This window comes from Nostoc sp. DedQUE02, assembly GCF_034531035.1.
Classification (GTDB): Bacteria; Cyanobacteriota; Cyanobacteriia; order Cyanobacteriales; family Nostocaceae; genus Nostoc.
Map to the genome: position 1 here is coordinate 1 of NZ_JAVRBY020000089.1, position 23048 is coordinate 23048.

Genomic DNA, 23048 nt, shown 5'->3' on the forward strand with positions numbered 1-23048 from the left:
TTTGGGGAAAAGGTTAAAGGGTAAAGGTTAAAGGTTTTTTCTTTCCCCTTTTCCCCCGCCCCTTATCCCCAGAGGGGGCCCCACCTTCCCCTTTTCCCCTTAGACAAGTATTGAGGCGTAGCCCGCACTTCTCTACGAGACGCTGCGCGTAGCTTGCTTCCCCGGAGGGGTACGGCAAGCTCAGTGACCATCGTAGACATCGCCCAAACCATCCAAATTTACACGTGCTTTATATCACTGGGCTTTTAAGTAAAGATACTAAATGACGTTTTGTTTTTGCGGTATTTACCATTTGACCCAAATCCCAAATCGGGTATTGGGGATTGGGAACTGGGGAAAAACTTAATCACTAATGCCCCATGCCCCGCCCCATGCCCAATTTCCAATCAAACCACAGCAGCTGTCGATGCGAGTTTTTCCTTCTGTGACATAGACAACATTAGGTCAATCACGCGATTCGAGTAGCCCCACTCATTGTCATACCAGGAAATTACCTTGAAAAAGTTGGAATTCAACTCAATCCCAGCACCTGCGTCGAAGATACTGGAATGGGTATCGCCTTGAAAATCTGTGGAAACTACTTCTTCATCTGTGTAACCCAGGATACCCGCTAGTGAACCGGCGGCAGCCTCCTTCATGGCAGCACAGATTTCCTTATAACTGGTAGCTTTGGCTGTTTTGAAAGTTAAATCAACTACAGAGACATCAGGAGTTGGAACTCGTAATGCCATACCAGTCAGCCTACCCTTCAATTCTGGTAAAACCAGTGCCACAGCTTTAGCTGCACCTGTGGATGAGGGAATAATATTCTGGCTTGCACCTCGACCACCCCGCCAGTCTTTTTTGCTAGGGCCGTCTACGGTTGGCTGAGTGGCAGTCATTGCATGGACAGTGGTCATTAATCCTTCAGTCAACCCAAAATTGTCATTGATCACCTTAGCAATCGGAGCTAGACAGTTTGTAGTGCAGCTAGCATTGGAGACAATGACATCCTTGCTAGGGTCAAACAGGTGATGATTTACACCCATTAGTAGGGTTGGAACTGTATCAGGATCTTTAGTGGGAGCGGAAATTACTACTCGCTTTGCACCTGCTTTCAGGTGGTTGGCGGCTCCTTCATGGCCAGTGAAGAGTCCGGTAGCTTCCACGACATAATCTGCGCCTAATTGTCCCCAAGGTAACTCTGCTGGGTTCCTCACCGACACGCAAGGAATGAAGTGTCCGTCAATGAGGATACCATCTTCCTTGGCTTCAACCTTGTGCTTTAATCTGCCGTGGGTTGAGTCGTATTTTAATAGGTAAGCGAGGTTATCTGGTGGTACTAGGTCGTTAATGCCTATAAACTCAATGTTGGGGTTATCGATGCCAGCGCGAAGCACAAGTCGCCCGATTCGACCGAAGCCATTGATACCAACCTTCAATTTAGTCAAGATTAAACCTACCCTTGTGGAAAGTTGAACAAAAGGAGAAAGTTAAAAGTCAAAATAGATTGCCTTTTACTCTTTACTCTTTGATCCTGACAGTCTCAGTCAGCTAAGGCATATTTACTTGGCATCTTTTAAGGATTGGGGCATTGGGCATGGGGCATTGAGGATTAGGGACTGGAAACTGGAGATTCGGAAAGAAATTCTTTTAAAGCTAGAACTTACGCACAGACTAGGATTTTACGTCATTACGAGCGATCGCGATCGAGTCCCCGATCCCCAATTCAAGTTGGTTGAACAAATCGCTTAATTTCACCACAGGCAATATAAGACTTGCCATCAGGTGCGGTTTTGACTTCATCAACGACGTAAAGCATTCCTTCCTCGCGAACCGATCGCGGAAAACGCATGTTCCAATCCGGTTCATATCCATCGGAAACCACCCTAGCACGTAGTTTGCTGCCATCTTTGACACACTGAACTAAAATGCTGTCCCCTACACTATCAGTTGTGGGAAGATCGGCGGCACTGGCAGGGCCTTTGGCAGCTTTGCCTGTGTTAGCTCGATTGGATTGTCTAGAGACAACGAAGATATCTGTTTCACCGGGTTGAGCAAAACGGGTAATCTTACCGCGTACACGGTAGAAAGTGCGATCGCTTGAAAGTTCTAATCCTTCAACAACATAGCGTGCCCCCTCGGCACGAATGGCGCGGGGAAACTGGATATTCTTCGTGGAATCGTAGCCTTTAGAGACGACTTTCACCCGCAGTTTACCCCCTTCACGAACGCAGTACAATTCAACACCTGAACCGACTTCATTCACAATCGGCATCGCGTAGACTTCATCGCCAGCAGCCACACCGCGACCCACCAAATCGCTGCGATTGCGCGTCATTGTCTGGTAAGTCTGATCGCGCATCTCTTTACGTCCGGCATTGCCTAGAGCTTTTTGGGCGATCCGACCTGCGAAATACTCAAGCTGATCGATCTCTTCAGCAATTTCAAAATTCTCGTTCAACCCTTTATCTCGCAACTCTTTCACCAGCGCCCGGAGGATTTTTTCAGCTTCCTGATGTCTGCCATCTTCAGCTAGACTGAGGGCAGTCTCTTTAGCCTTAGCAATGGTAAGGCGACTCAGTTCCAGAATGATATGGCTGGTAGAGGCAAAAGCTGCTTCCTCAACAGTACCAACTTTGGCGATCACATCTACAGTGCCTGAGACACTTTGAATAACGTCATCTTGGACAACATCGGCGCTGTAATGCAACTTCATCACAGGTAAATCACCAACTTGAGCGCTTGAGATCGCCAAACTCAAACCCAGAAGTTTGTCTTCACCCTCGTAAAGCTCTCCCAAGGTGAGGACAGTTTGACCAGCATCATTCTGGTTAACTTTAGCAAGACTTAAAGTATCAACGAGGCTGACACCATCAGCCAATTCCACAGTCACCTTGAGATTTTGTCCCACGACGGCTCTGAGACTATTTAATTCAATACTAAACACTTCAGTTGCTTCATCGATGCTTTGAATGAAGTAGAAATTGCCCGTGGCAGCCCTTGCCATCCCAATCAGCAGGTCTTCATTGAAACCCTGACCAAAACCTAACGTAGTTGTAATAATGCCTTCTTCAGCTTTTTGCCCCGATGTCGTCGTCAGTATCTTGGGGTCTTGAATACCCATATTGGCATGACCATCGGTAAGCAGCAGAACACGGTTGATTTTTTGCGGATCAAGTCGCGTCTTCACGTGTTCGCAGCCTTTTAGCCATCCCCCTGATAAGTTGGTAATACCGCCTGCTCTCACCTTATGGATAGCATTTTTTAGTGCGGCCTGATTATTCACAGCCTGGGGTGGTATAATGCTATCCACTTCATCGTCGTAAACAACTACTGAAAGAATGTCATCTGGCTCAAGTTGATTTACCACAGACTCAGCAGCTTTGAGTGCATGATACAAGGGAGCGCCTGCCATAGAGCCGGAACGGTCAATTACCAGAGAAAGATTTAGGTTACGTCGGGGAGATTCAGTTATATCAGCACGAAAACGTAGGAGAATATTAGTCTTTAATGAAGATCCTGCGGGGAGGATAGACTGGTCAAATTCGTAACTTGTCTTAATCATTTTTTATATCCCTTTAAATTGTTTTTTATGAGCCAGAAGCCTTATGATGGAAGGATAATCAGTACTTTCTTTAGTTTACCCGGAAATTAGTTTTTTACGTGTAAAAATTGAATTCAATGTAATATTTTATAGTTATTATATCTCACCAGCAAGGGATATTTTAGGGAAAGTTTATGATTTACTAACTTTATCCTCTACCACTCTTTGGTACTGAAAGGCGATCGCACTGGTCACAATTGCGGGAAACTGAAAGCAGAGATATTACCAGAGGAGAACCCAATGAGTTGGACTAAAGTTCTTGCAGTCGAATCACTTTCCCCAGGTGCACGAGAAGTGGTGAAAGTTGGCAACCGGAAAATTCTACTTTTGAATCACGAAAATCAGCTTTATGCTGTAGATAACAACTGTCCCCACTTAAAATTACCGTTGAAAAGTGGGAAAATTACTGAAAGTGGGGCAATTGTTTGTACCTTTCATCGCAGTGCTTTTGACCTGCGGACTGGTGAGGTACAAGCATGGTGTTCTTGGCCACCTGGTGTAGGTAAGGTACTCTCGTTGGTTTCACAACAAAAAGCATTGCCAGTGTTTCCAATTCGTGTAGAAGATGGCAGTATTTGGGTTGATGTGCAAGAGGAATAGTACCCAATACTTTTCGGTTAAGGGGGGAAAGGGGAAAGGGAAAGGTTTTAATTCACCTTTCCCCCTTACCCTTTAACCTTTTCCCAGACCAAAAGAGAGATTGTTAAGGCTTATCCGAAAAGTATTGGAATAGTACCCTCTGGTTCAATTTACTGCCATTTGACTCCTGAATTCTGCTGTAAGTGACAAAAACCCCAGCCAATGAGTTTAGCTGGGGTTTCTATTAATATTTAGCTAATACAGAGATATAGAAACTATTGCATGAGAGAATGAACATCTTCTCAAGCAGTTTGAGCGCTTTGCTGTGATGTAATGTTGGGTTGTGTGTTACCATTACCGCCTTCTAGAGAAGCTGTAGCACTTTGAGATTGACCTAAATTTACCTTGAAAACCTTACTATGCTCTTGCTCCAGTTTGGGTAAAGTCAAAATTAAAATCCCATCTTTCAAGTCTGCCTTAACTTGTTGATTCTGAACTTTGGTTGGTAGAGGTATTACTCTCGTGAACTTGCCATACCGGAATTCAGAATGAACTTTAGCGTTTGATTGGAAATGTTTTTCGTAACGATGTTCACCAGCGATCGAAACTGCATCTTGAGTGACTTGAACATCCAAGTCTTTAGCTTCCACACCTGGAATTTCAACTCTTAATAGCAACTCGGAACCATTATCGTGTAATTCAACAGCAGGAACCCACGCTGTTCTAGGTGATGAAGAAATATCTGAGTTGCCACGTTCGGCTACTGTCAATTCAGAGAAGAGTTGATCCATTTGACGACGCAGAATTTCCATTTCACGGAATGGTTCCCAACGAATGAGTGCCATATTTCAGTCTCTCCTTAACTTTCTAATTCAATTTTGGGTAATCAAACAAAGTTTTAGAGGTATTTAGAGGCTTCAGATATTTAAATTATCGAACCTCTAGTTTTTTAGAGAGGAGCTTTATTTGCTTTGTTTCTTCTCTCTAGTAAGTAATTTAATAAAATAAAAATCTAAAAACAGTTGGGTAAACCGTACAGACAGAGGTTGGATTTACCGTATCAAACAAAAAAGGATGAAAAGAGAATAATCGATATCAGAGTAAGTAGGCAAGAAATTAAACTATACTACGTAATGTAAAATTAATTAAATTCGCTTGTAGTCACCAGCTCTAGCCCTTAGCGTTGGGCTAAAGCTGCTGATTCTTCTCCAATACGCTTGGATTAGCCATAAATACCTTAACCTGCGTAGGTTGGAGAGCCACTGCGCTCTTGCGGTTTCCCGACTTCCCTTCAAGGATCTTGCTTGGCGCTAGCTTCTCCCATTCGTGAGAGGCTAGCGCCAAGGAAGAAGCAAGTGGCGTTTGAGGAACGAAACCCAACAATTAACGATTGATGTTAGGTTTCACTTCGTACAGAGATTTAGTAGTATTAACTAATTATCCTGCTTTATCTACAACTTTTCGATACACCCTGTGCCGAAGTATGCTGGTAAGCGACGATAATTTTATTTACAATCTGGTAGCAGAGTTTTGCTTTCTGATTTCATGTTCAGTTTGATTCTAAAAATTACTGTTGATTGCAAATTATCTTAGGAACTGATATGGATGCTCAAAAAGTAAAAATTTTATTAGTTGATGACAACTTAGAGAATTTACATTTTTTATCAGACATCCTTCAACACCAAGGTTATCAGGTGCAAAGTGTCAGTTCTGGGCAATTGGCAATCAATATGGCGCTTGCTTCTCGCCCTGATTTGCTTTTGCTAAACGTTCTTTTGCTAGACATGGGTGGTTATGAAGTTTGTCAAAATTTAAAAGCTAAGGATAAAACTCAAGATATTTCGATAATTTTATTTGGTATTTTAGATGAATTATCTGAAAAGAACAACGTTTTTGATTTAGATGGTGTTGACTATATTAGTCAACCATTCCAAACTAAAGAAGTTTTATTACGCATACAAAATCAACTCACTATCCAAAGACTAAAAAAACAGTTACAAGAAAAAAATACTCAACTACGACAGGAAATTAGAGAGCGTCAACGGATTGAAGTTGAGTTAAATATTCGCAACAGACAAATAGAAGATATTTTTAAAGAAATACCCATTAGTATTAGCAAAGCTATTTGTAGACAAGTTTACCAAAGTGAACGCCTTATAGTCGAAGCCGCTCTGAAGAAGAGTGAAAGTCAGTATCGCCACCTAGTAGAGACATCCCAGGATATGATCTGGTCGGTGGATATTGATGGACTAATTACCTTTGTCAACCCAGCAGTCAAGCAGATTTATGGCTACGAACCCCAAGAAATGATCGGGCGTGCCTTGACTGATTTCATCTCGCCAAAACAAGTTGCTCAAGATAAAGTAGCCTTTGAGGGTGTTCTTCAGGAAAAACCTATCTTCCAGCATGAAACTACCTGTGTGGCTAAAGATGGTACTTTACTTTATCTAATGTTTAATGCGATCGCATTACGCAACGAAGAAGGTCAGGTTATAGGGATGACAGGCACTGCTAGTAATATTACACAACGCAGACATGCAGAAAAATTACTGCTAAAAAGCACGATTAAGCTCCGTAATCATAACCTCGTACTCACACAACTGGCACAAAATCAGACGCTTTATCACAGTGATTTAAAAACAGCTTTGAGTAAAATCACAGAAACAGCTGTCAAGAATATTGGGATGGAACGAGCTAGTGTCTGGCTGTATGACGAAACAGGCATAAAAATCGAGTGTTTTGATCTATTTGAAGGTAGCCGCAATCAACATAGTGAAGGACTTTCCTTATCAGCGACAGACTGTCCAGCTTATTTTGCAGCTTTGCAGCAAGACCAACCAATCGCCGCAGATGATGCCCATACCGATCCCAGAACTAGAGAACTCTCTGCGTCTTACTCAAAATTAAATATCACCTCCATACTCGATACACCCATTAGGCTGGAAGGAAAGACCGTAGGAGTTTTATGTTTGGAGGCAGTAGGAGTTACTCATCATTGGACGCTAGAAGACCAAAATTTTGCTCGCTCTTTGGGCAATTTAGTATCCTTGGTGTTGGAGGCAAAAGAACGCCAACGCGCAGAAGCCGCACGACGAGCTTCTGAAGAAAAGTTAGCATCAGCTTTTCGCTCATCTCCCGATCCAATTGCCTTAATTACTGTTCGCAACAAACGCTACATTGAAGTTAACGACAGCTTTTGTCGGTTTTTTGGTTATTCTCGTTCTCAGGTGATCGATCGCACCGATGGAGAATTAAATCTTTGGGCGAATCCAAAAGAATATAATTTTTTCACCCAGATCCTGCAACAAACAAAAGCCATCCGCAACTTTGAGATTGATGTCTGCACTTCAACAGGAGAAATTAGGACAACACTGTTGAGTGCGGAAATGATTAAGATTGATGGGCACTGGTACGTACTCGGCACCGCGAAAGATATTAGTGAACGCAAGCAGGCAGAAAATGAAAGCCGTTTACTGCTATTGACAACCCAAGCTATCACTCGTGCCAGTAATGTCAATAGCGCCTTAGCAGTGGTCTTGCGCTTAATTTGTCACACCATCGGCTGGGATTTTGGCGAAGCATGGATACCTAATGAAGATGGAACTGTTTTAGAACACAGTCTGGGCTGGTACGGTGAAGAGAGCAGTTTAGGAGAATTTTCCCGCCAAAGCCAAACAATGAAATTCGCTCTAGGACTGGAACTACCAGGAAGAGTTTGGCAAAGCCAGGAGCCAGAATGGATAGAAGATGTTTCTAAAGTTACAAAACAAGTTTTTTTGCGATCGCGACAAGCAGCAAAGGTAGGATTCAAAGCTAGTTTTGGTGTGCCGATAATGGCTGGAAACCAAGTATTAGCTGTCTTAGTGTTTTTTAAGCGTAGCCCAGTATCAGTAGATCGGCGTTTGCTGTTGCTAGTCAGTGCTGTTGCGGCTCAACTGGGTGGGTTGATTGAGCGCAAAACCCTAGAACAAGAATTAGCACTCAGAGAAGCTCGCCTCAATGCCTTTTTTAGCAGCGCTCCCGTCGGCATGAACATTGTAGATAACCAACTGCGGTTTGTGCAAATCAACCAACTGCTGGCGGAGATTAATGGACTACCCCAGCCAGATCATATTGGCAAGACTATCCATGAAGTCTTACCCCACATCGCCCCCTTAATGGAACCAATCTATCAACAAGTTTTGTTGACTGGTCAACCCATCCTCAATCAAGAATTAAGTAGTGCATCAATTAAACAACCAGATATTATCCGCCACTTCTTAGCTTCTTATTTTCCGATTCCTGGTGAGGGCGATCGCCCCTCTGGTGTCGGCACAGTTTTAGTAGAAATTAGCTATCGCAAACACGTCGAACAAGAACTGAGTTTAGCCAACGAACGCCTACAATATTTGCTCACCTCTAGCCCCGTAGTTATTTATAGCAGCAAAATATCAGACGATTTTAGCACTACCTTTATCAGTGAAAACGTTAAAGAAATGGTGGGCTACGAAGCGCGGGAATTTATCGACAACTCCAATTTTTGGCTCCATCACGTCCACCCCCAAGATATTGAACTCATCTCAGAAAAATTTTCCCATTTTGTTGAACAGGAGTACATTTCCTACGAATACCGTTGGTTACACGCTGACGGAACTTATCACTGGTTCTACGAAAAAATGAGGTTAATTCGTGACGAAGCTAACTCCCCGGTCGAATGGGTTGGTTATTGGGCAGACATTAACGATCGCAAATTGGCAGAACTAGCTTTGCAAGCAGGTCAGCAACGATATCAACTTCTCGCAGAAGCCTCACCAGCTTGTATATTTCATACTGATGTGGATGGCAATGTATTATATTTGAATCAACGCTGGAGTGAGATTACTGGATGTAGTTTAGAAGAGTCCCTGGGAAGAGGTTGGGCAAATGCCGTACATCCAGACGACCGCGAGCAGCTATTGTTGGCATGGAATCAAGCAACAACTGCGAAGTCTACGTATAAGTATGAACATCGTTTTTTGCATGATGATAATACAGTCGTCTGGGTAATTTGTCATGCTTTGCCAGAATTTAGAGATGATGGAGAACTTAAAGGTTACATCGGTACAATTACAGATATTACCGACAGAAAATTGGCAGAAGAAGCCTTATGTGAGGGTGCAGAAAGAGAAAGAGCGATCGCTCAAGTGATTCAAAGGATGCGCCAAACACTGGATTTAGAGACGATATTTGCCGCTACGACCGAAGAATTACGCCAAGTACTCAACTGCGATCGGGTTGTTGTCTATCGTTTCAATCCTCAGTGGAATGGCGAATTTGTCTCCGAGTCGGTGGGTGACGGTTGGATTTCTCTAATAGAAGAACATAACAATGACCCTTATCTTACAGAGGGTGTCTTACAAGAGGGCCGTTGCCTAGCAAGAATATTGGATAGTGCAGATAAGCCATTGGAAGACCCCGTGCAAGCAACCCCAGGTGCAAGTTTCCTCTGTGTCCCAGATATTTATAACGCTGAGTTTCATCCTCTTTATATCAGCCTCTTAGAGCGCTTTCAGGCCAAAGCCTACATTATTGTGCCGATTTTACATGGTAGTCAGCTTTGGGGATTACTGGCAAGTTATCAAAATTCCGATCCCCGCCAATGGAAACCAGGAGAAATCAACATCGTAGTTCAAATTGGCAATCAGTTGGGTGTTGCTTTACAGCAAGCACAATTGCTGGCCCAAACTCAAAGACAGTCACAAGCATTGCAAGAAGCTGTGATCGTTGCGGATGCTGCCAACCGCGCCAAAAGCGAATTCCTCGCCAACATGAGCCACGAACTGCGTACCCCACTCAATGCCATCCTTGGTTTTACCCAAGTCATGAGCCATGATCGTGATTTATCCACAGAACATCAACAAAATCTAGCAATCATCAATCGTGCTGGCGAACATCTCCTCAACTTAATCAACGACATTTTGGAAATGTCTAAAATCGAAGCCGGCAGAATAACATTAAATCTCAACAGTTTTGACTTAATTCGCCTCTTGGAAAACCTTGAAGAGATGTTACGCTTCCGTGCCACCTCCAAAGGATTAGAATTGGTCTTTGAATATACGTCTCACCTCCCTCAGTACATCCAAACTGACGAAAGTAAACTGCGTCAAGTCTTGCTCAACCTTCTGGGAAATGCTATCAAATTTACCGATACTGGGAAGGTGACGCTGTATGTAAGGATGGGGCATGGGGAAGAAACAGAAGAGCAGAAGAAAATAATTAATTCCCAATGCCCACTTGCCCTGAGCAAAGCCGAAGGGATGCCCAATACCCAATTCCTCTACTTCGAGGTAGAAGACACTGGTCGCGGTATTGCTTCACAAGAAATTGACTTGCTGTTTGAAGCTTTTGGGCAAACTGAAACCGGAAGGAAATCGCAGCAGGGAACAGGACTAGGTTTAGCAATTAGCCGCAAATACGTGCAACTAATGGGAGGAGACATTAGCGTCACCAGCACTATGGGCGAGGGAAGTAAATTTGCTTTTGATATTCAAATTAGTCTCGCCGCAGCTAGCGAAATCCAGGTCAAAAAAACTAAATGCCAAGTTATTAGTTTAGCGCCCGCTCAAAGCAAATACCGTATTTTAGTAGTTGATGACGCCACAGACAGCCGTTTAGTGCTGGTGAAAATTCTGACATCCATTGGTTTTGCAGTCCAGGAAGCAGCAAATGGCAATGAAGCGATCGCACTTTGGCAGAAATGGCAACCACACTTAATCTTAATGGATATGCGGATGCCAATTATGGATGGCTATGAAGCCACAAGAATTATAAAAAATAGAGAAAAAACCTCAATCCCAAATATCAGTTGCGATGGAAGCGCACCAAAGGCACAACCCAAAAGCGAAAATTGCAAAACCATTATTATTGCCTTAACCGCTAATGCCTTTGAAGAGCAACGAGAGGCAATGATCAAAGCGGGTTGTGATGATTATATTAACAAGCCTTTTCGCGAAGAACAATTACTAGAAAAATTGAGCGAATATTTGGGAGTTCAATATATTTTTCAAGAAGAAAGCTATCAGCTAACAAACGCAAAGCAACCAGAAGCAAAATCAATGTTGACGCTCAACGATTTAGCGACTTTATTATCTGAAATGTCACCTGAATTGGTGAAACAAGTATATACTGCCGCAGCCCAATGCAGTGATGACCTAATTTTAGAATTGATAGAACAAATCCCTTCTGAAAATGCTACACTACGAAATTTTATTAAGAATTTAGCTGATGATTTTCAGTTTGAGAAAATTATGGAATTGACAAGTATTGCAGGAGTATTATCCAGATAATAAGAATTGTGATTAACTATATAAATTCGATTTGATTCCTGTTCGCGCAGCGTGGCGCAGCCATACTTACTTGCGTAGCTAAATGTTCAAATACTTATACCAATTTTAAAAAAGAATGCGACAGATACATATTCCCAAACTTTTGTTCTGTCTAGCTTCCCTAATTTTGAATTTTGAATTTTGAATTTTGAATTGGTATTACCTTTGTCACTAATCTAGGATTTAGAAAGGATTTTAGGTAATTGCAATTCTGTCACAACTAGAGATTAGAAATATGACAGGTATCGTCAGCGTAGGCGCAGCCCGTCGTAGCCATCCTTCTTCGGGAAAAAGATCGTCCAAAAAGTCAGCTTATTGTGACTTTCAACCGACGGTAGCCTCTAATATCGTGTCCGGTTAATCACTTATTAAACCCGAAGAACCCCACCCCGCCAAGGCTGTGCTTTGTCTTCCCTCCCGAAGAGCGGGGAGCAGGGTGGTTTCATACAGGCAGAGAAAAACTTTCAAAGCCTCTCTCCGTTTCGGGGAGAGGTTTGGAGAGGGGTAAAAAGCTATGCTACAAAACGAGAAATCAAAATTTATGTATTTTCTTTATTCGTATGAAACCACCCTGCCTCCCGAAGAGCGGGGAGGGGTTGGGGATGGGGTGCAATGACTATGGGAATTATAACCAATTGGGCGGACATGATATAACTCCCTGCTTATACTAATGATTACCATTAGTATAAGCAGGGAACATTTAATTTCCTGAAAGTCATATCTGATTGCAGTCTTAGTTTATTTCACTCTTATTCAAACGGCATGGCAACTTCTAAAATTCCCTACCCTGCTTATCCCACTGTTCAGGAACGCTATTCAAATTTGTCAATATTTAGATGTGTTTGCCTTGCACTGCTCCCTGATAGTAGTAACTGTATTCTGGGTATACTAAACCAGAAAAAGAAAATTATGAGAATTAAATGCAATGTTAGTAGTATCAGATACATTATTTCCTATACTTGGCTATCGGATTATTAAGCAATTATATTCAGGTAAAAAAACCTTAGTTTATCGAGCTATCAGAGAAAAAGACCAGCAATCAGTTATTTTAAAACTGATGCGTAATGAAGAGCCTAATTTTAATGAAATTAATCAGTTTCAAAATCAATACACCATTACTAAAAATCTTGAAATTCCAGGCATAGTCAAACCAATAAGCCTAGAAAATTACCACAATAGATATGTTTTAGTAATGGAAGATTTTGGTGGTATTGCCCTTAATATCTGGCAGCAAGAAGAGGAGAGAAAAGGAAAAAATTGTGTTTCCTTGACTGAGTTTTTCGATATTGCCATTGAAATTAGTGCAACTTTAGAAGGGCTACACCGCCATCGGATCATTCACAAAGATATCAAACCTGCTAACATTTTGATTCATCCAATCACAGGTAAGACCAAAATCATCGATTTTAGTATTGCCACTCTTTTACCAAAAGAAATTCAATTTCTCACAAATCCCAACGTTCTAGAAGGTACTTTAGCTTATATTTCCCCTGAACAAACAGGACGTATGAATCGAGGTATAGACTACCGTACCGACTTTTATTCCTTGGGTATCACCTTCTTTGAACTCCTGACTGGACAGTTACCATTTAGTAGCACTGAACCAATGGAGTTAGTCTACTCTCACATTGCCAAAGAACCGCCTAAAACCAGCCATATTAACTCCAATATTCCCATAATTATATCTGATATTATCAGCAAGCTGATGGCAAAAAATGCCGAAGACCGATATCAGAGCGCTCATGGACTTAGGTATGACTTAGAGAGATGTCAAAGGCAATGGCAAGAGAAAGGAAATATTACAGCCTTTGAATTAGGGATTCGGGATATCTCAAACCATTTTGCCATTCCTGAAAAACTTTATGGTCGTCAAAGAGAGATTGAAATTCTACTAACTACTTTTGATCGGGTGACAAAGGGAAGCACGGAAATGATTTTAGTCTCTGGTTACTCAGGGATTGGTAAAACTGCTGTGGTCAACGAAGTCCACAAACCCATTGCTAAACAGCGTAGTTACTTCATCAAAGGAAAATTTGACCAATTCCAGCGTGATATTCCCTTGTCAGGATTGGTACAAGCTTTGCGGGATTTAATTGGGCAAATACTCTCTGAAACAGATGCCCAAATTCAACAGTGGAAAACAAAAATTTTATCGGCATTGAGTACCCAATCTCAGGTAATCATTAATGTAATTCCTGAACTTGAAATAATTATTGGGAAACAACCTCCATCTGCTGAACTTTCTGGTAGTGCTGCTCAAAATCGCTTCAATTTATTGTTCCAGAGATTTATTCAGGTGTTCACTACTAAAGAACATCCTTTGGTAATTTTTCTGGATGATTTGCAATGGGCGGATACGGCTTCCTTGAAGTTTATTCAATTATTAATGGATGGAACTTCTTCTCATTTTGCTAAAAATACAGAGAATATATCTGAAAATAAAGGTAGTTTACTACTAATTAGTGCGTATAGGGATAATGAAATTTTTAATCTACATCCATTATCTTTAACAATACAAGAAATTGCCAAAACAGGAACAGCTATTAATACAATTCATCTCTCACCTTTAAGTCAAATTGATTTAAACAAGTTGATTGCTGATACGCTGCGATGCCCAGAGTCTGTTGCTATACCTTTGACTCAAATGGTGTTTATAAAAACTCAAGGAAATCCATTTTTTACATCACAGTTTCTCAAACTATTATATGATAATGGACTAATTGAATTAAATTTTGATGCTGGTTATTGGCAATATGACATTACGAAAATTAAAAGTTTATCTCTTACAGATGATGTCGTAGAGTTTATGGGCATCCAAATAGGAAATTTGGACAAAAACGTACAAGATGTCTTAAAGATATCTGCTTGTATCGGTAATGAATTTGATTTAAAAACATTGTCAATTGTTCATGAGAAATCTTTAATAGATACAGCATCAGACTTATGGCAAGCACTACTTGAAGGACTAATTGTACCTCAGAAAGATGGTTATAACTTTGCATTAGAAAATGATAGACAACTACTAAGCTTTTCAACTAAAGAACCGGAAAATTTCTCAACTACTAATTCTCAACTTCCCAAATATAAATTCGTGCATGACAGAGTTCAGCAAGCAGCTTATTCTCTAATTCCCAAAGACCAAATTAAGCAAATACACTTAAAAATTGGGCTGCTTCTCTTGAAGAATACCCCAGTTGCCGAGCGGGAAGAAAATATTTTTGAGCTTGTCAATCATTTCAATATTGCAATTGAATTTATCACCGATCAAGCTAAACGTAATGAGCTAGCTGAAATAAGTCTGATAGCTGGACGTAAAGCTTTGGTATCAACAGCTTATTCATCAGCACTTAAGTATTTAACCACTGGAATTGAGCTACTAGCAGATGATAGTTGGCAGATAAAATATGAGCTAACTCTAGCTTTGTATGAAATAGCAGCAGAAGCAGCATACTTGGCTGGCGACTTTGAGCAGATGGAGAAATTAGCAGAGGTGGTATTAGTAAGAGCTAAAACACTCTTAGAAAAAGTGAAAGTCTATGAAGTAAAAATTCAGGCTTATGGCGCACAAGGTCAAGCACTAGAAGCTGTTAATCTTGCACTAGCATTTTTAAAATTACTAGGGGTAGACTTTCCCTTTAATCCTCAGCAGTCGGATGTTCAAGTAGCATTAGCGGAAACAGCATCGCATCTAAGCGGCAGGAGTATTGAAGACTTAATTAACTTACCGCAAATGACGGACTCTCGGTCATTAGTAGTGATACGTATATTATCTAATATAACTGCTTTTGCCTATACAGTCGTTCCTAGATTGTTTCCATTAATAGTTCTCAATCAGATCAACTTATCGATTAAATATGGCAATGCATCTTTATCTGCATTCGCGTATGTTGCTTATGGGGTTATATTGTGCAGTGTAGTAGGAGACATTGAGTCTGGCTATAGATTTGGCAAACTGGCTGAAAGTATGTTGACCAAATTTCAAACTCAAGAAGTTATGTTGAAGGTAATTCAAACATTTAATCAGCTCATAAGACCCTGGAAAGAACATGTTAGAAATACATTAAAACCTCTGATAGAAGTTTACTCTAATAATTTGGAAACAGGAGATTTAGAATTTGGGGCTTATTGTCTTTATACTTACTCTTATTACGCATATTTTATTGGTAAAGAATTAGTCTCGCTTGAACAGGAAATGGCAACGCATAGCAATGCTATAAAACAAATAAAGCAAGAGCGAGTTTTTCATTGGAATGAAATATATCGCCAGATGGCTTTGAATTTGTTGGGTTATTCAGAAAATTATTGCTGTTTAATTGGTGACGCGTATGATGAGAAAATAATGCTACCAATTCATATAGCGGCTAATGATGGAATTGCAATTATTTGCTTATTTATTTCTAAGCTGCAACTATGTTACCTGTTTACAGATTATTCCCAAGCGCTGGAAAATTCTCTGAAGGCAGAACAGTATTTATATGCTGGTCTAGGAATGATAATAAGTACTCAATTCTATTTTTATGATTCATTAGTACAGCTTGCTTTGTACCACGATGTTGATGAAGACAAACAACAAAAAATTATCAAAAAAGTTATAGCAAATCAGGAAAAAATAAGATTTTGGGCAGATCATGCTCCAATGAATTATTTACATAAATTTTATTTAGTCAAGGCAGAACAGCATCGAGTTCTTGGTCAATATCTTGAAGCGATAGATAATTATGAGTATGCTATTTCCCTTACCAAAGAAAATGAGTACATTAACGAAGAAGCTCTTGCTTATGAATTAGCGGCTAAATTTTATCTCGAATGGGGTAAACAGAGAATCGCCCAACTCTACCTCACTGATGCCTACTATTGCTATCTTCGCTGGGGTGCGTTAGCTAAAGTTGATGACTTGCAAAAACGCTATCCTCAATTGCTTATGCCCATCATTCAGCAAGAAAAATTTAGCCATTCTTGCAGTGAAAAAAACCTACCTGAACTGAGCATACACCTATCTACACTTAGCAATAAATCTACTCTGTCGACCAGTGAAACTATGGTTGGCTCCAACACCAGTATTTCAGATATGTTAGATTTAGCAACTGTCATTAAAGCTTCTCAAGCAGTGTCTGGAGAAATTGAATTAGAGGCACTTATTTCTACTTTAATGGAAGTTCTCATGGAAAATGCAGGAGCTTCTAAATGTGTGTTGATATTGAGTGAAGCTAATAACTTAGACTTAACTGTTTCTGCAATTAGTTGTGGTTCAACTTTTGGAGTTACTCACACGGACTTTTTATCTATTCCTTTAGAATCCAGTGATCATGTTCCTATTTCTTTGATTAATTATGTCAAACGAACCCAAGAAATACTAGTAATTGATGACATCAAGGCTCAAGGGAGTTTTGCGATAGATAACTATATTAGCCGTGAGGAAGCAAAGAGCATATTATGTATTCCTATGCTTAATCAAGGCAAGTTGCTGGGGCTTATTTATCTAGAAAATAATTTAACTACAGGACCATTTACACGCGCTCGTCTAGAAGTTATAAAACTGTTAACTATCCAAGCCGCGATATCTTTAGAAAATGCCATTCTCTACAAAAATTTGGCTGGAGCTAATGAGCAATTGGAGGAATACAGCCATATTCTAGAGGAAAAAGTGGTAATAAGAACGGCAGAAATTAACGAAAAAAACCAACATTTGCAAGAAACATTAAAAGAATTACAAAGTACACAAAGTCAATTAATCCAAAGTGAAAAAATGTCTTCTTTAGGGCAAATGGTAGCGGGAATTGCTCATGAAATTAATAACCCTATCAATTTTATTCATGGTAATATTAATCATGCAAGTGACTATGTTGAACAATTGCTAGAATTGATTAATATTTATCAGCAAGAATATCCTCATCCATCAGCAATAGTAGAGCAAAAAGTTCAGGAGATAGATGTAGAATTTCTGACAGAAGACCTACCAAGAGTTCTCGATTCTATGAAGGTAGGAAGTTCCCGTATCCGAAATATTATTCTGAGCTTACGTAACTTCTCTCGTTTAGATGAATCGGAAATGAAACCTGTAGATATTCATGAAGGCATCGACAGTACCTTAATGATTTTGCAGCACCGACTCAAGGAAAAGAACGAACGCCCGGAAATTGAAGTCTTTAAAGAATACGCACAACTGCCGAATATTATTTGCTATGCTGGTCAACTCAACCAAGTGTTCATGAATATTTTAAATAATGCGATCGATGCTTTAGAGGAGTATAAGAATGAAGAAGATTCTCCAAATAAAAAGCCTCAGATTCGTATTCGCACTGAACTAGGAGAACTAAACACACTGAAGATTCGGATTACTGATAACGGTCACGGCATGACTGCACAGGTGCAGGAGAAAATATTTAATCCTTTTTTTACTACTAAGCCAATAGGAAGTGGTACGGGGTTGGGGTTGTCAATTAGCTATCAAGTAGTGAGCAAGCACAAGGGTCAGTTAAGTTGTAATTCAACTCCGGGAAAGGGGACTGAGTTTGTGATTGAGATTCCAATGCAACAGTGAGCTCCTAAAAAATTTATAATCCGGTTCGGTTGAGGGTTGAGTCGAACCGGATTATAGAGCAATACGCTTGGGTTAAGGGTTATTGGTGTAGATGATTGGTCTTTCAAGACGCGATAAATCGTGTCTCTACATTAGGGTTTTGGGTATGGAGATATTAACGAACGCTTCTCACTTTACACTTACCGCGATCGCAGAATCATTAAGAGATGGCTGTTGTTTTGCCTGTAATTCCTGTCGGAGATTCTTATAGGCAGATGGATCTGCTGGCATCATCAACTCTCCAAACAAGTTTCCTGGTTTGCGGCGGGTGCTAAGACCCATATCCTGAAGCAATTCATCAATGTAATGGAATGTAAAAGGAGTTACACATGCTCCACTGACGAAAGCATAAGGTCTATCTTTCTTCCTCCATTCCAACTCTGCTGTTACATCCTCTAACATCTGTTGCGGGGATGGTAAAAATATATTTCCTTTGACATACTCTGATAACCACCTAGCACCAATTTCTGCTGATAACTGGGCACAGAAAGTATAGTTATAACCAACAAAACCCATTTGGGGAACATGAGGGTGAATGAGATGGCGGTAAAGATGGATAGTGCCTTCCTCATCAAATACGTGTCTGCGGTACTTATCTTCTAAAAAAGGGATATCCTGAAGAAACCCCGTGCCAAAGACAACCACATCTGCCTGTATTTTCTCGCCGTTATCCAATTCCACGCCAGTAGCAAAAAACTTATTGATTTTTGTCTTCACAGCACGAATTTTGCCTGCGCGTACATGCTCAAAAAAGCCTTCAGGCACCAAGCCGACACTACAACCAATCAATTTGTTCATCGGTTGTTTGGGCACCATCCCACAAGCATCAAGAGGAAACTGTAAACGCATGATAGTCTCATTTAGCCGCCAGAATGCCCATACTAGTGGCTTGCCAAAACTATGCAGCCACTTCTCCCATCCTTGAAGTTTATGATAGGGCATCCAAGTTTCTGCAAACCGAGTTAAGAAAATATACTTGATGTTGAACAAACCGAGAAAGAAGTTGGGAAATTTCCACAATGCTTGACGGAACACAAGGGTACATTCCTTAGCCTTGCTAGCTGCGAAATTTGCCAGATCGGTGGCTGACTTGCCAAAACCGACAACAACCACTCGCTTGCCCTCAATTACAGAGCCGTCATTAAAGTTGTTAGTATGTATTACCTCACCCCCGGCGGCAATAAACTCTTCCATTCCCGGCAAGTTAGGAATATAGGGAATATCATAAGTGCCATTGCATACAATCACAAAGTCGAAGTTGTAATTTTGTTTTCCGATCTCCTTACCATCTTCTTGAAAGCTAACGCTAACCATCCATCCAGGAGTATTTCCTGATTTCCGCTCCACTTTAGTTACTTTTGCACCGAACTGAATTTTTTCTGTTACACCAAAGTGTTGGGCATAGGATTCAAGGTAAGCGCATATTTGCTCTCCTGAAGGCCATTCTGGATAAGAGGCAGGCATAGGATAGTCTGAGAAAGCATAGGTGTCTCTAGGATTTTGGAGCGACAGTCCTGGATAAGCCCTCGCTCTTTCCCACACACCACCAAGTTTCTGCTGCTTCTCGAACAATGTAACCTCGTTACCTTCTTCAAGAAATGTCTTGGCTGACACTAATCCGCTCACTCCTGCCCCAATCACGCATATTTGTTTCGCTGTCATCTTGGGTTATCCTCAATTATTATTGGGCTTACGCAAGAATACACGCAGTAAGGGCAATTCATGAATTGCCCTAAGAAGAAAATCAAAGTTTTGACTATTGTTTGCGTAAGTCCTATATTAGATTGGCACAGGAATTTGATATGCGCTATCGTTAACTGATGAAGTAGGTAAATGATTGTCGCTGAGGTATTCTGACTGTTCTTGAGACTTAATTACATAAGTTAAGTATTCATATTGAGAGGGTAGATTTGTACTCAGGTAATTGGCTTTTTCTTTAATTGCCTTAAATTTAGCTAGCGCCTTCTCGTCGTCAAGATGCTCCAGCAGAGGTAAACTGCCTTCAGGCTTATGATTGAGTCCAAGTAACATTACCGAATAAGAGTATGTCTCGAAGCCATGAAAATATGGATTGATATTCTTTTTATTTGGTAATCTGCTTCTCCACAACTTTAACTTTTCTTGCAGTTCTACAGGAACTTTAATTTCTTGTTTAGTTGCTTGCCAAAACTTTGTATCTGCTCGATCGCTAGCACGATAATGGAGTACTAAAAAGTCCCGAACACCATCTAGGCAGTTAGCGATCGCTCTATTATAGTTGCGGATCAACTCTTCATTGAACGACTTCCCTGGAAAGTGATTGACTAACTCTTCAATTCCATGCTGAATAAAAAATATGCCAGTAGATTCTAATGGTTCAACAAATCCACTAGAAAGCCCTATTGCTACACAGTTTTTTACCCATGAGTTTCTGTTACGTCCAATCCTCATTTGGATATGAGAGGCTTTGCAATTATCAGCGACATTTCCTAGATGCTGGCGAAATTCTTGTTCTGCTTCCTGTGCAGAGATGAAGGCGCTGGAATAAACATATCCTGTACCATCTCTGCCATACAAAGGTATATTCCAGACCCAACCTGATGAGAGAGCAGTTGCAGTTGTGTAAGGGTTGATACCATTTTTCTGAATATCGCTTGGTATTTGTATGGCGATCGCGCGATCGCACAGTAGCGACTCTGAATAAGAAATGAATGGCTCACCAAGAGCTTTGTTAATCAAAAGACCACGGAAACCAGTACAGTCAATGAAAAGGTCTCCACTGATAATCCCATGCTCGTTAGTATTGAGACTATCTATGCTTCCATCCTCAGTTAAATTTACATCTACCACATCATCAACAATTTGTTTCACGCCCCTCTGTATTGAATAATCTTTCAAGAATCTAGCAATTAGATTTGCATCAAAATGGTAGGCGTAAGGATATTGCCCTTCAGCATCAGCAAGTGTGATGAGGTTTTTTTCAGAAAAATGTTTCTCTGAGAATAAATGTTCTACTCTGTCATCAAAGATTTTGCCGTTAAGATATCTCGGAGACCTTTGATGATCGCACAGCGTCGGGGCCATGAAGCAGGAATAATCAAATGGTTCATTGGCACTCTTAAGTTTTAACCACCATTCAGAGATACTGAATCCATCAATAAAATCAAATCTTTCAAAAGGGTGGTAAAAGTGTCTTTTATCGGAGTTCCAATCAACAAATCTAATCCCCATTTTATAAGTAGCATTGCATTTTGGCATCCATTCATACTCTTGTAATCCCAGAAAATCAAAAAATGATTTGATGCTACTAAAAGTTGCTTCACCAACTCCAATCTTGGTAATATTAGAAGACTCTACCAGAGTAATCTGAACATTTTTTTTCAAGGCTTTGCTCAAATAAGCTGCCGTCATCCAACCTGCTGAACCACCACCGACAATTACAACATTTTGTACATGCTGTGACATAGTAAAATTTCTCCTTCTGGCTTGAATTAGGTATTAATTTTCAATTTCAAGAAGTTTGCTTATTAATTTATGCAGTTTTCAATGGTTGCTCAATTTTATGGTTTTTGGCATATACCAAAAGACTATTTGTAAATTGGGTAAAAACTGTAAATAAGTTTTCAACCAGTTCAAAAGCTTCTTGTTGGTCTGCTTCTGATAGTTGAATATTTTGTAACAATTCATCTATTCCAGATGAACCTGTGATATGACCAGTTTCAACATCCAAATGGAAATCTGCAAAATATCGGCATGATTTTTGGGTAATTGCTTTAATTTCTTTGCCAATCTCTGCTGCTATGGAAAACATTATATTACCTGTTGCTTCGGTAACTTCAATTACTATTAGTTTTTGAATAGGAGTAGCTTGCAAAGTATATCGATAGAGTTGATAGCTCAACCAGCGAGCATTCTGAGTTTCTTCACTCCAAAGAAATTTCAAGGCATCACTAAATTGCAAGGTTTTGTCAAATTCTAAGTTCTTCAAATCTTCCAGAAACCACAGCCAATGATGGTCATCTTCATAAGTATGCTTGTTAATTAATGCCTGAATTGGATCGTTTGTTGGTTCTACCCGCAAAAAATACTTATTCAGTTCTCCAAAATTCATAATAAAATGAGCAGCACATGGTGCCCAAGCTAACCTTTGTCTGGGATTTATACTTTTATCTCGCATAAAATTAAACAAGGGCACTTGAGCAAAATCTTGTTTTCTTTCTGCAATCAGCGCTAAGATTTCTTGCATTTTTAATTGCACCAGATTTCAATATTTAATGTGAAAGAAGGAGTAAAATGTCTGTTTGGTTGTACAGAAGATAACCTCCAACATATTTGGTTGTTAGATTACCATTTTCTTTATAATCATTAGTTCAAAATTCACTATTTAATTAGCAAATAATGTCTAATAGGTTATATCGTATTGAGGCTAACGCTAAATTGTAACCAGCTAATATACCGTTATTGTTTTTACTTTAAAACCAGTATACTTAAGTAGGTATCGAAACTTACAATTAAGTATATTTGCTGAAAAATAGTCTATGAAACTGAGCAATCTGGAGAAATGCAACGACCCTCAATACTGCTCGGTTAAAAGGAAAAGGGTAAGGGGAAAAGGAGTAGAAGGCTCGATATATAAGGTTTTTTCCCTTTTCTCCTTAACTGATAAGTATTGCAACGCCTTACATCTGTATTTTTATGGTTCACAGCGTGTAGGTCAACAAAAGACTGCGGAGGCGATCGCTCACCGGAGTATCTTTATTAACAGCAAATTTGCTGCTGATATCGTGTCTGGTTAAAGACTTATCATTAAGGGGGCAGGGGGCAGCACTTCGGCTCATTTCGGCTACGCTCAATGACCAACGCGGAAATCGAGCGACTTGCACTGAGTTTCGACACTTCGACAAGCTCAGTGCATCGCTACGCGGTAATCGAGCGAAGTCGAGATTCAACTACCGCGCAGTCGTTGTGAGTCGAGATTCAA

Annotated in this window: 11 protein-coding genes; 5 read left to right on the forward strand and 6 right to left on the reverse strand. The window is 40.4% G+C overall.

Annotation, left to right across the window (positions count from 1 at the left end):
* Nucleotides 1–386: 386 nt before the first annotated feature.
* Complete coding sequence (gap, locus tag RMX98_RS33445) at nt 387–1430, reverse strand: type I glyceraldehyde-3-phosphate dehydrogenase (protein ID WP_322678718.1); 1044 nt, start codon at nt 1428–1430, stop codon at nt 387–389.
* A gap of 118 nt (nt 1431–1548) precedes the next feature.
* Here gap and RMX98_RS33450 point away from each other — a divergent pair, with 118 nt between their 5' ends.
* Complete coding sequence (locus tag RMX98_RS33450; protein ID WP_322678719.1) at nt 1549–1734, forward strand: hypothetical protein; 186 nt, start codon at nt 1549–1551, stop codon at nt 1732–1734.
* Here RMX98_RS33450 and RMX98_RS33455 read toward each other — a convergent pair.
* Nucleotides 1709–3547: a vWA domain-containing protein gene (locus tag RMX98_RS33455; RefSeq protein ID WP_322678720.1), complete on the reverse strand. Its 1839-nt coding sequence runs from the start codon at nt 3545–3547 to the stop codon at nt 1709–1711. The two genes, RMX98_RS33450 and RMX98_RS33455, sit on opposite strands and share 26 nt — an antisense overlap.
* Before the next feature lie 279 nt (nt 3548–3826).
* Here RMX98_RS33455 and RMX98_RS33460 point away from each other — a divergent pair, with 279 nt between their 5' ends.
* Nucleotides 3827–4186, forward strand: coding sequence for a Rieske (2Fe-2S) protein (locus tag RMX98_RS33460; protein WP_322678721.1), 360 nt, complete (start codon nt 3827–3829; stop codon nt 4184–4186).
* 281 nt (nt 4187–4467) lie between these two features.
* Here the strand turns inward: RMX98_RS33460 and RMX98_RS33465 are convergent, their stop codons facing one another.
* Entirely contained in the window at nt 4468–5010 is a 543-nt protein-coding gene (locus RMX98_RS33465) for an Hsp20/alpha crystallin family protein (protein ID WP_322678722.1), read from the reverse strand.
* A gap of 756 nt (nt 5011–5766) precedes the next feature.
* Between RMX98_RS33465 and RMX98_RS33470 the strand changes: the two genes are divergently transcribed.
* Nucleotides 5767–11469: a PAS domain S-box protein gene (locus RMX98_RS33470; protein ID WP_322678723.1), complete on the forward strand. Its 5703-nt coding sequence runs from the start codon at nt 5767–5769 to the stop codon at nt 11467–11469.
* A gap of 964 nt (nt 11470–12433) precedes the next feature.
* Entirely contained in the window at nt 12434–18049 is a 5616-nt protein-coding gene (locus RMX98_RS33475) for an AAA family ATPase (RefSeq protein ID WP_322678724.1), read from the forward strand.
* Between the two features lie 168 nt (nt 18050–18217).
* Here RMX98_RS33475 and RMX98_RS33480 read toward each other — a convergent pair whose 3' ends face one another.
* The 3 genes from RMX98_RS33480 to RMX98_RS33490 form a co-directional block, all read right to left on the reverse strand.
* Nucleotides 18218–19750, reverse strand: coding sequence for an NAD(P)/FAD-dependent oxidoreductase (locus RMX98_RS33480; RefSeq protein WP_322678725.1), 1533 nt, complete (start codon nt 19748–19750; stop codon nt 18218–18220).
* Between the two features lie 117 nt (nt 19751–19867).
* Nucleotides 19868–21532, reverse strand: a complete 1665-nt coding sequence (locus RMX98_RS33485) for a tryptophan halogenase family protein (RefSeq protein WP_322678726.1) — start codon at nt 21530–21532, stop codon at nt 19868–19870.
* Nucleotides 21533–21599: 67 nt separating this feature from the next.
* Nucleotides 21600–22313: a hypothetical protein gene (locus RMX98_RS33490; RefSeq protein WP_322678727.1), complete on the reverse strand. Its 714-nt coding sequence runs from the start codon at nt 22311–22313 to the stop codon at nt 21600–21602.
* 524 nt (nt 22314–22837) lie between these two features.
* Between RMX98_RS33490 and RMX98_RS33495 the strand changes: the two genes are divergently transcribed.
* Nucleotides 22838–23048 (forward strand): hypothetical protein (locus tag RMX98_RS33495; protein WP_409882077.1); only part of this gene is annotated, 211 nt, incomplete at its 3' end.

Coding starts and splice junctions, on each gene's coding strand:
- RMX98_RS33455 (WP_322678720.1), bottom strand. CDS start 3,547: ATGATTAAGACAAGTTACGAATTTGACCAGTCTATCCTCCCCGCAGGA.
- RMX98_RS33460 (WP_322678721.1), top strand. CDS start 3,827: ATGAGTTGGACTAAAGTTCTTGCAGTCGAATCACTTTCCCCAGGTGCA.
- RMX98_RS33465 (WP_322678722.1), bottom strand. CDS start 5,010: ATGGCACTCATTCGTTGGGAACCATTCCGTGAAATGGAAATTCTGCGT.
- RMX98_RS33470 (WP_322678723.1), top strand. CDS start 5,767: ATGGATGCTCAAAAAGTAAAAATTTTATTAGTTGATGACAACTTAGAG.
- RMX98_RS33475 (WP_322678724.1), top strand. CDS start 12,434: ATGTTAGTAGTATCAGATACATTATTTCCTATACTTGGCTATCGGATT.
- RMX98_RS33480 (WP_322678725.1), bottom strand. CDS start 19,750: ATGACAGCGAAACAAATATGCGTGATTGGGGCAGGAGTGAGCGGATTA.
- RMX98_RS33485 (WP_322678726.1), bottom strand. CDS start 21,532: ATGTCACAGCATGTACAAAATGTTGTAATTGTCGGTGGTGGTTCAGCA.
- RMX98_RS33490 (WP_322678727.1), bottom strand. CDS start 22,313: ATGCAAGAAATCTTAGCGCTGATTGCAGAAAGAAAACAAGATTTTGCT.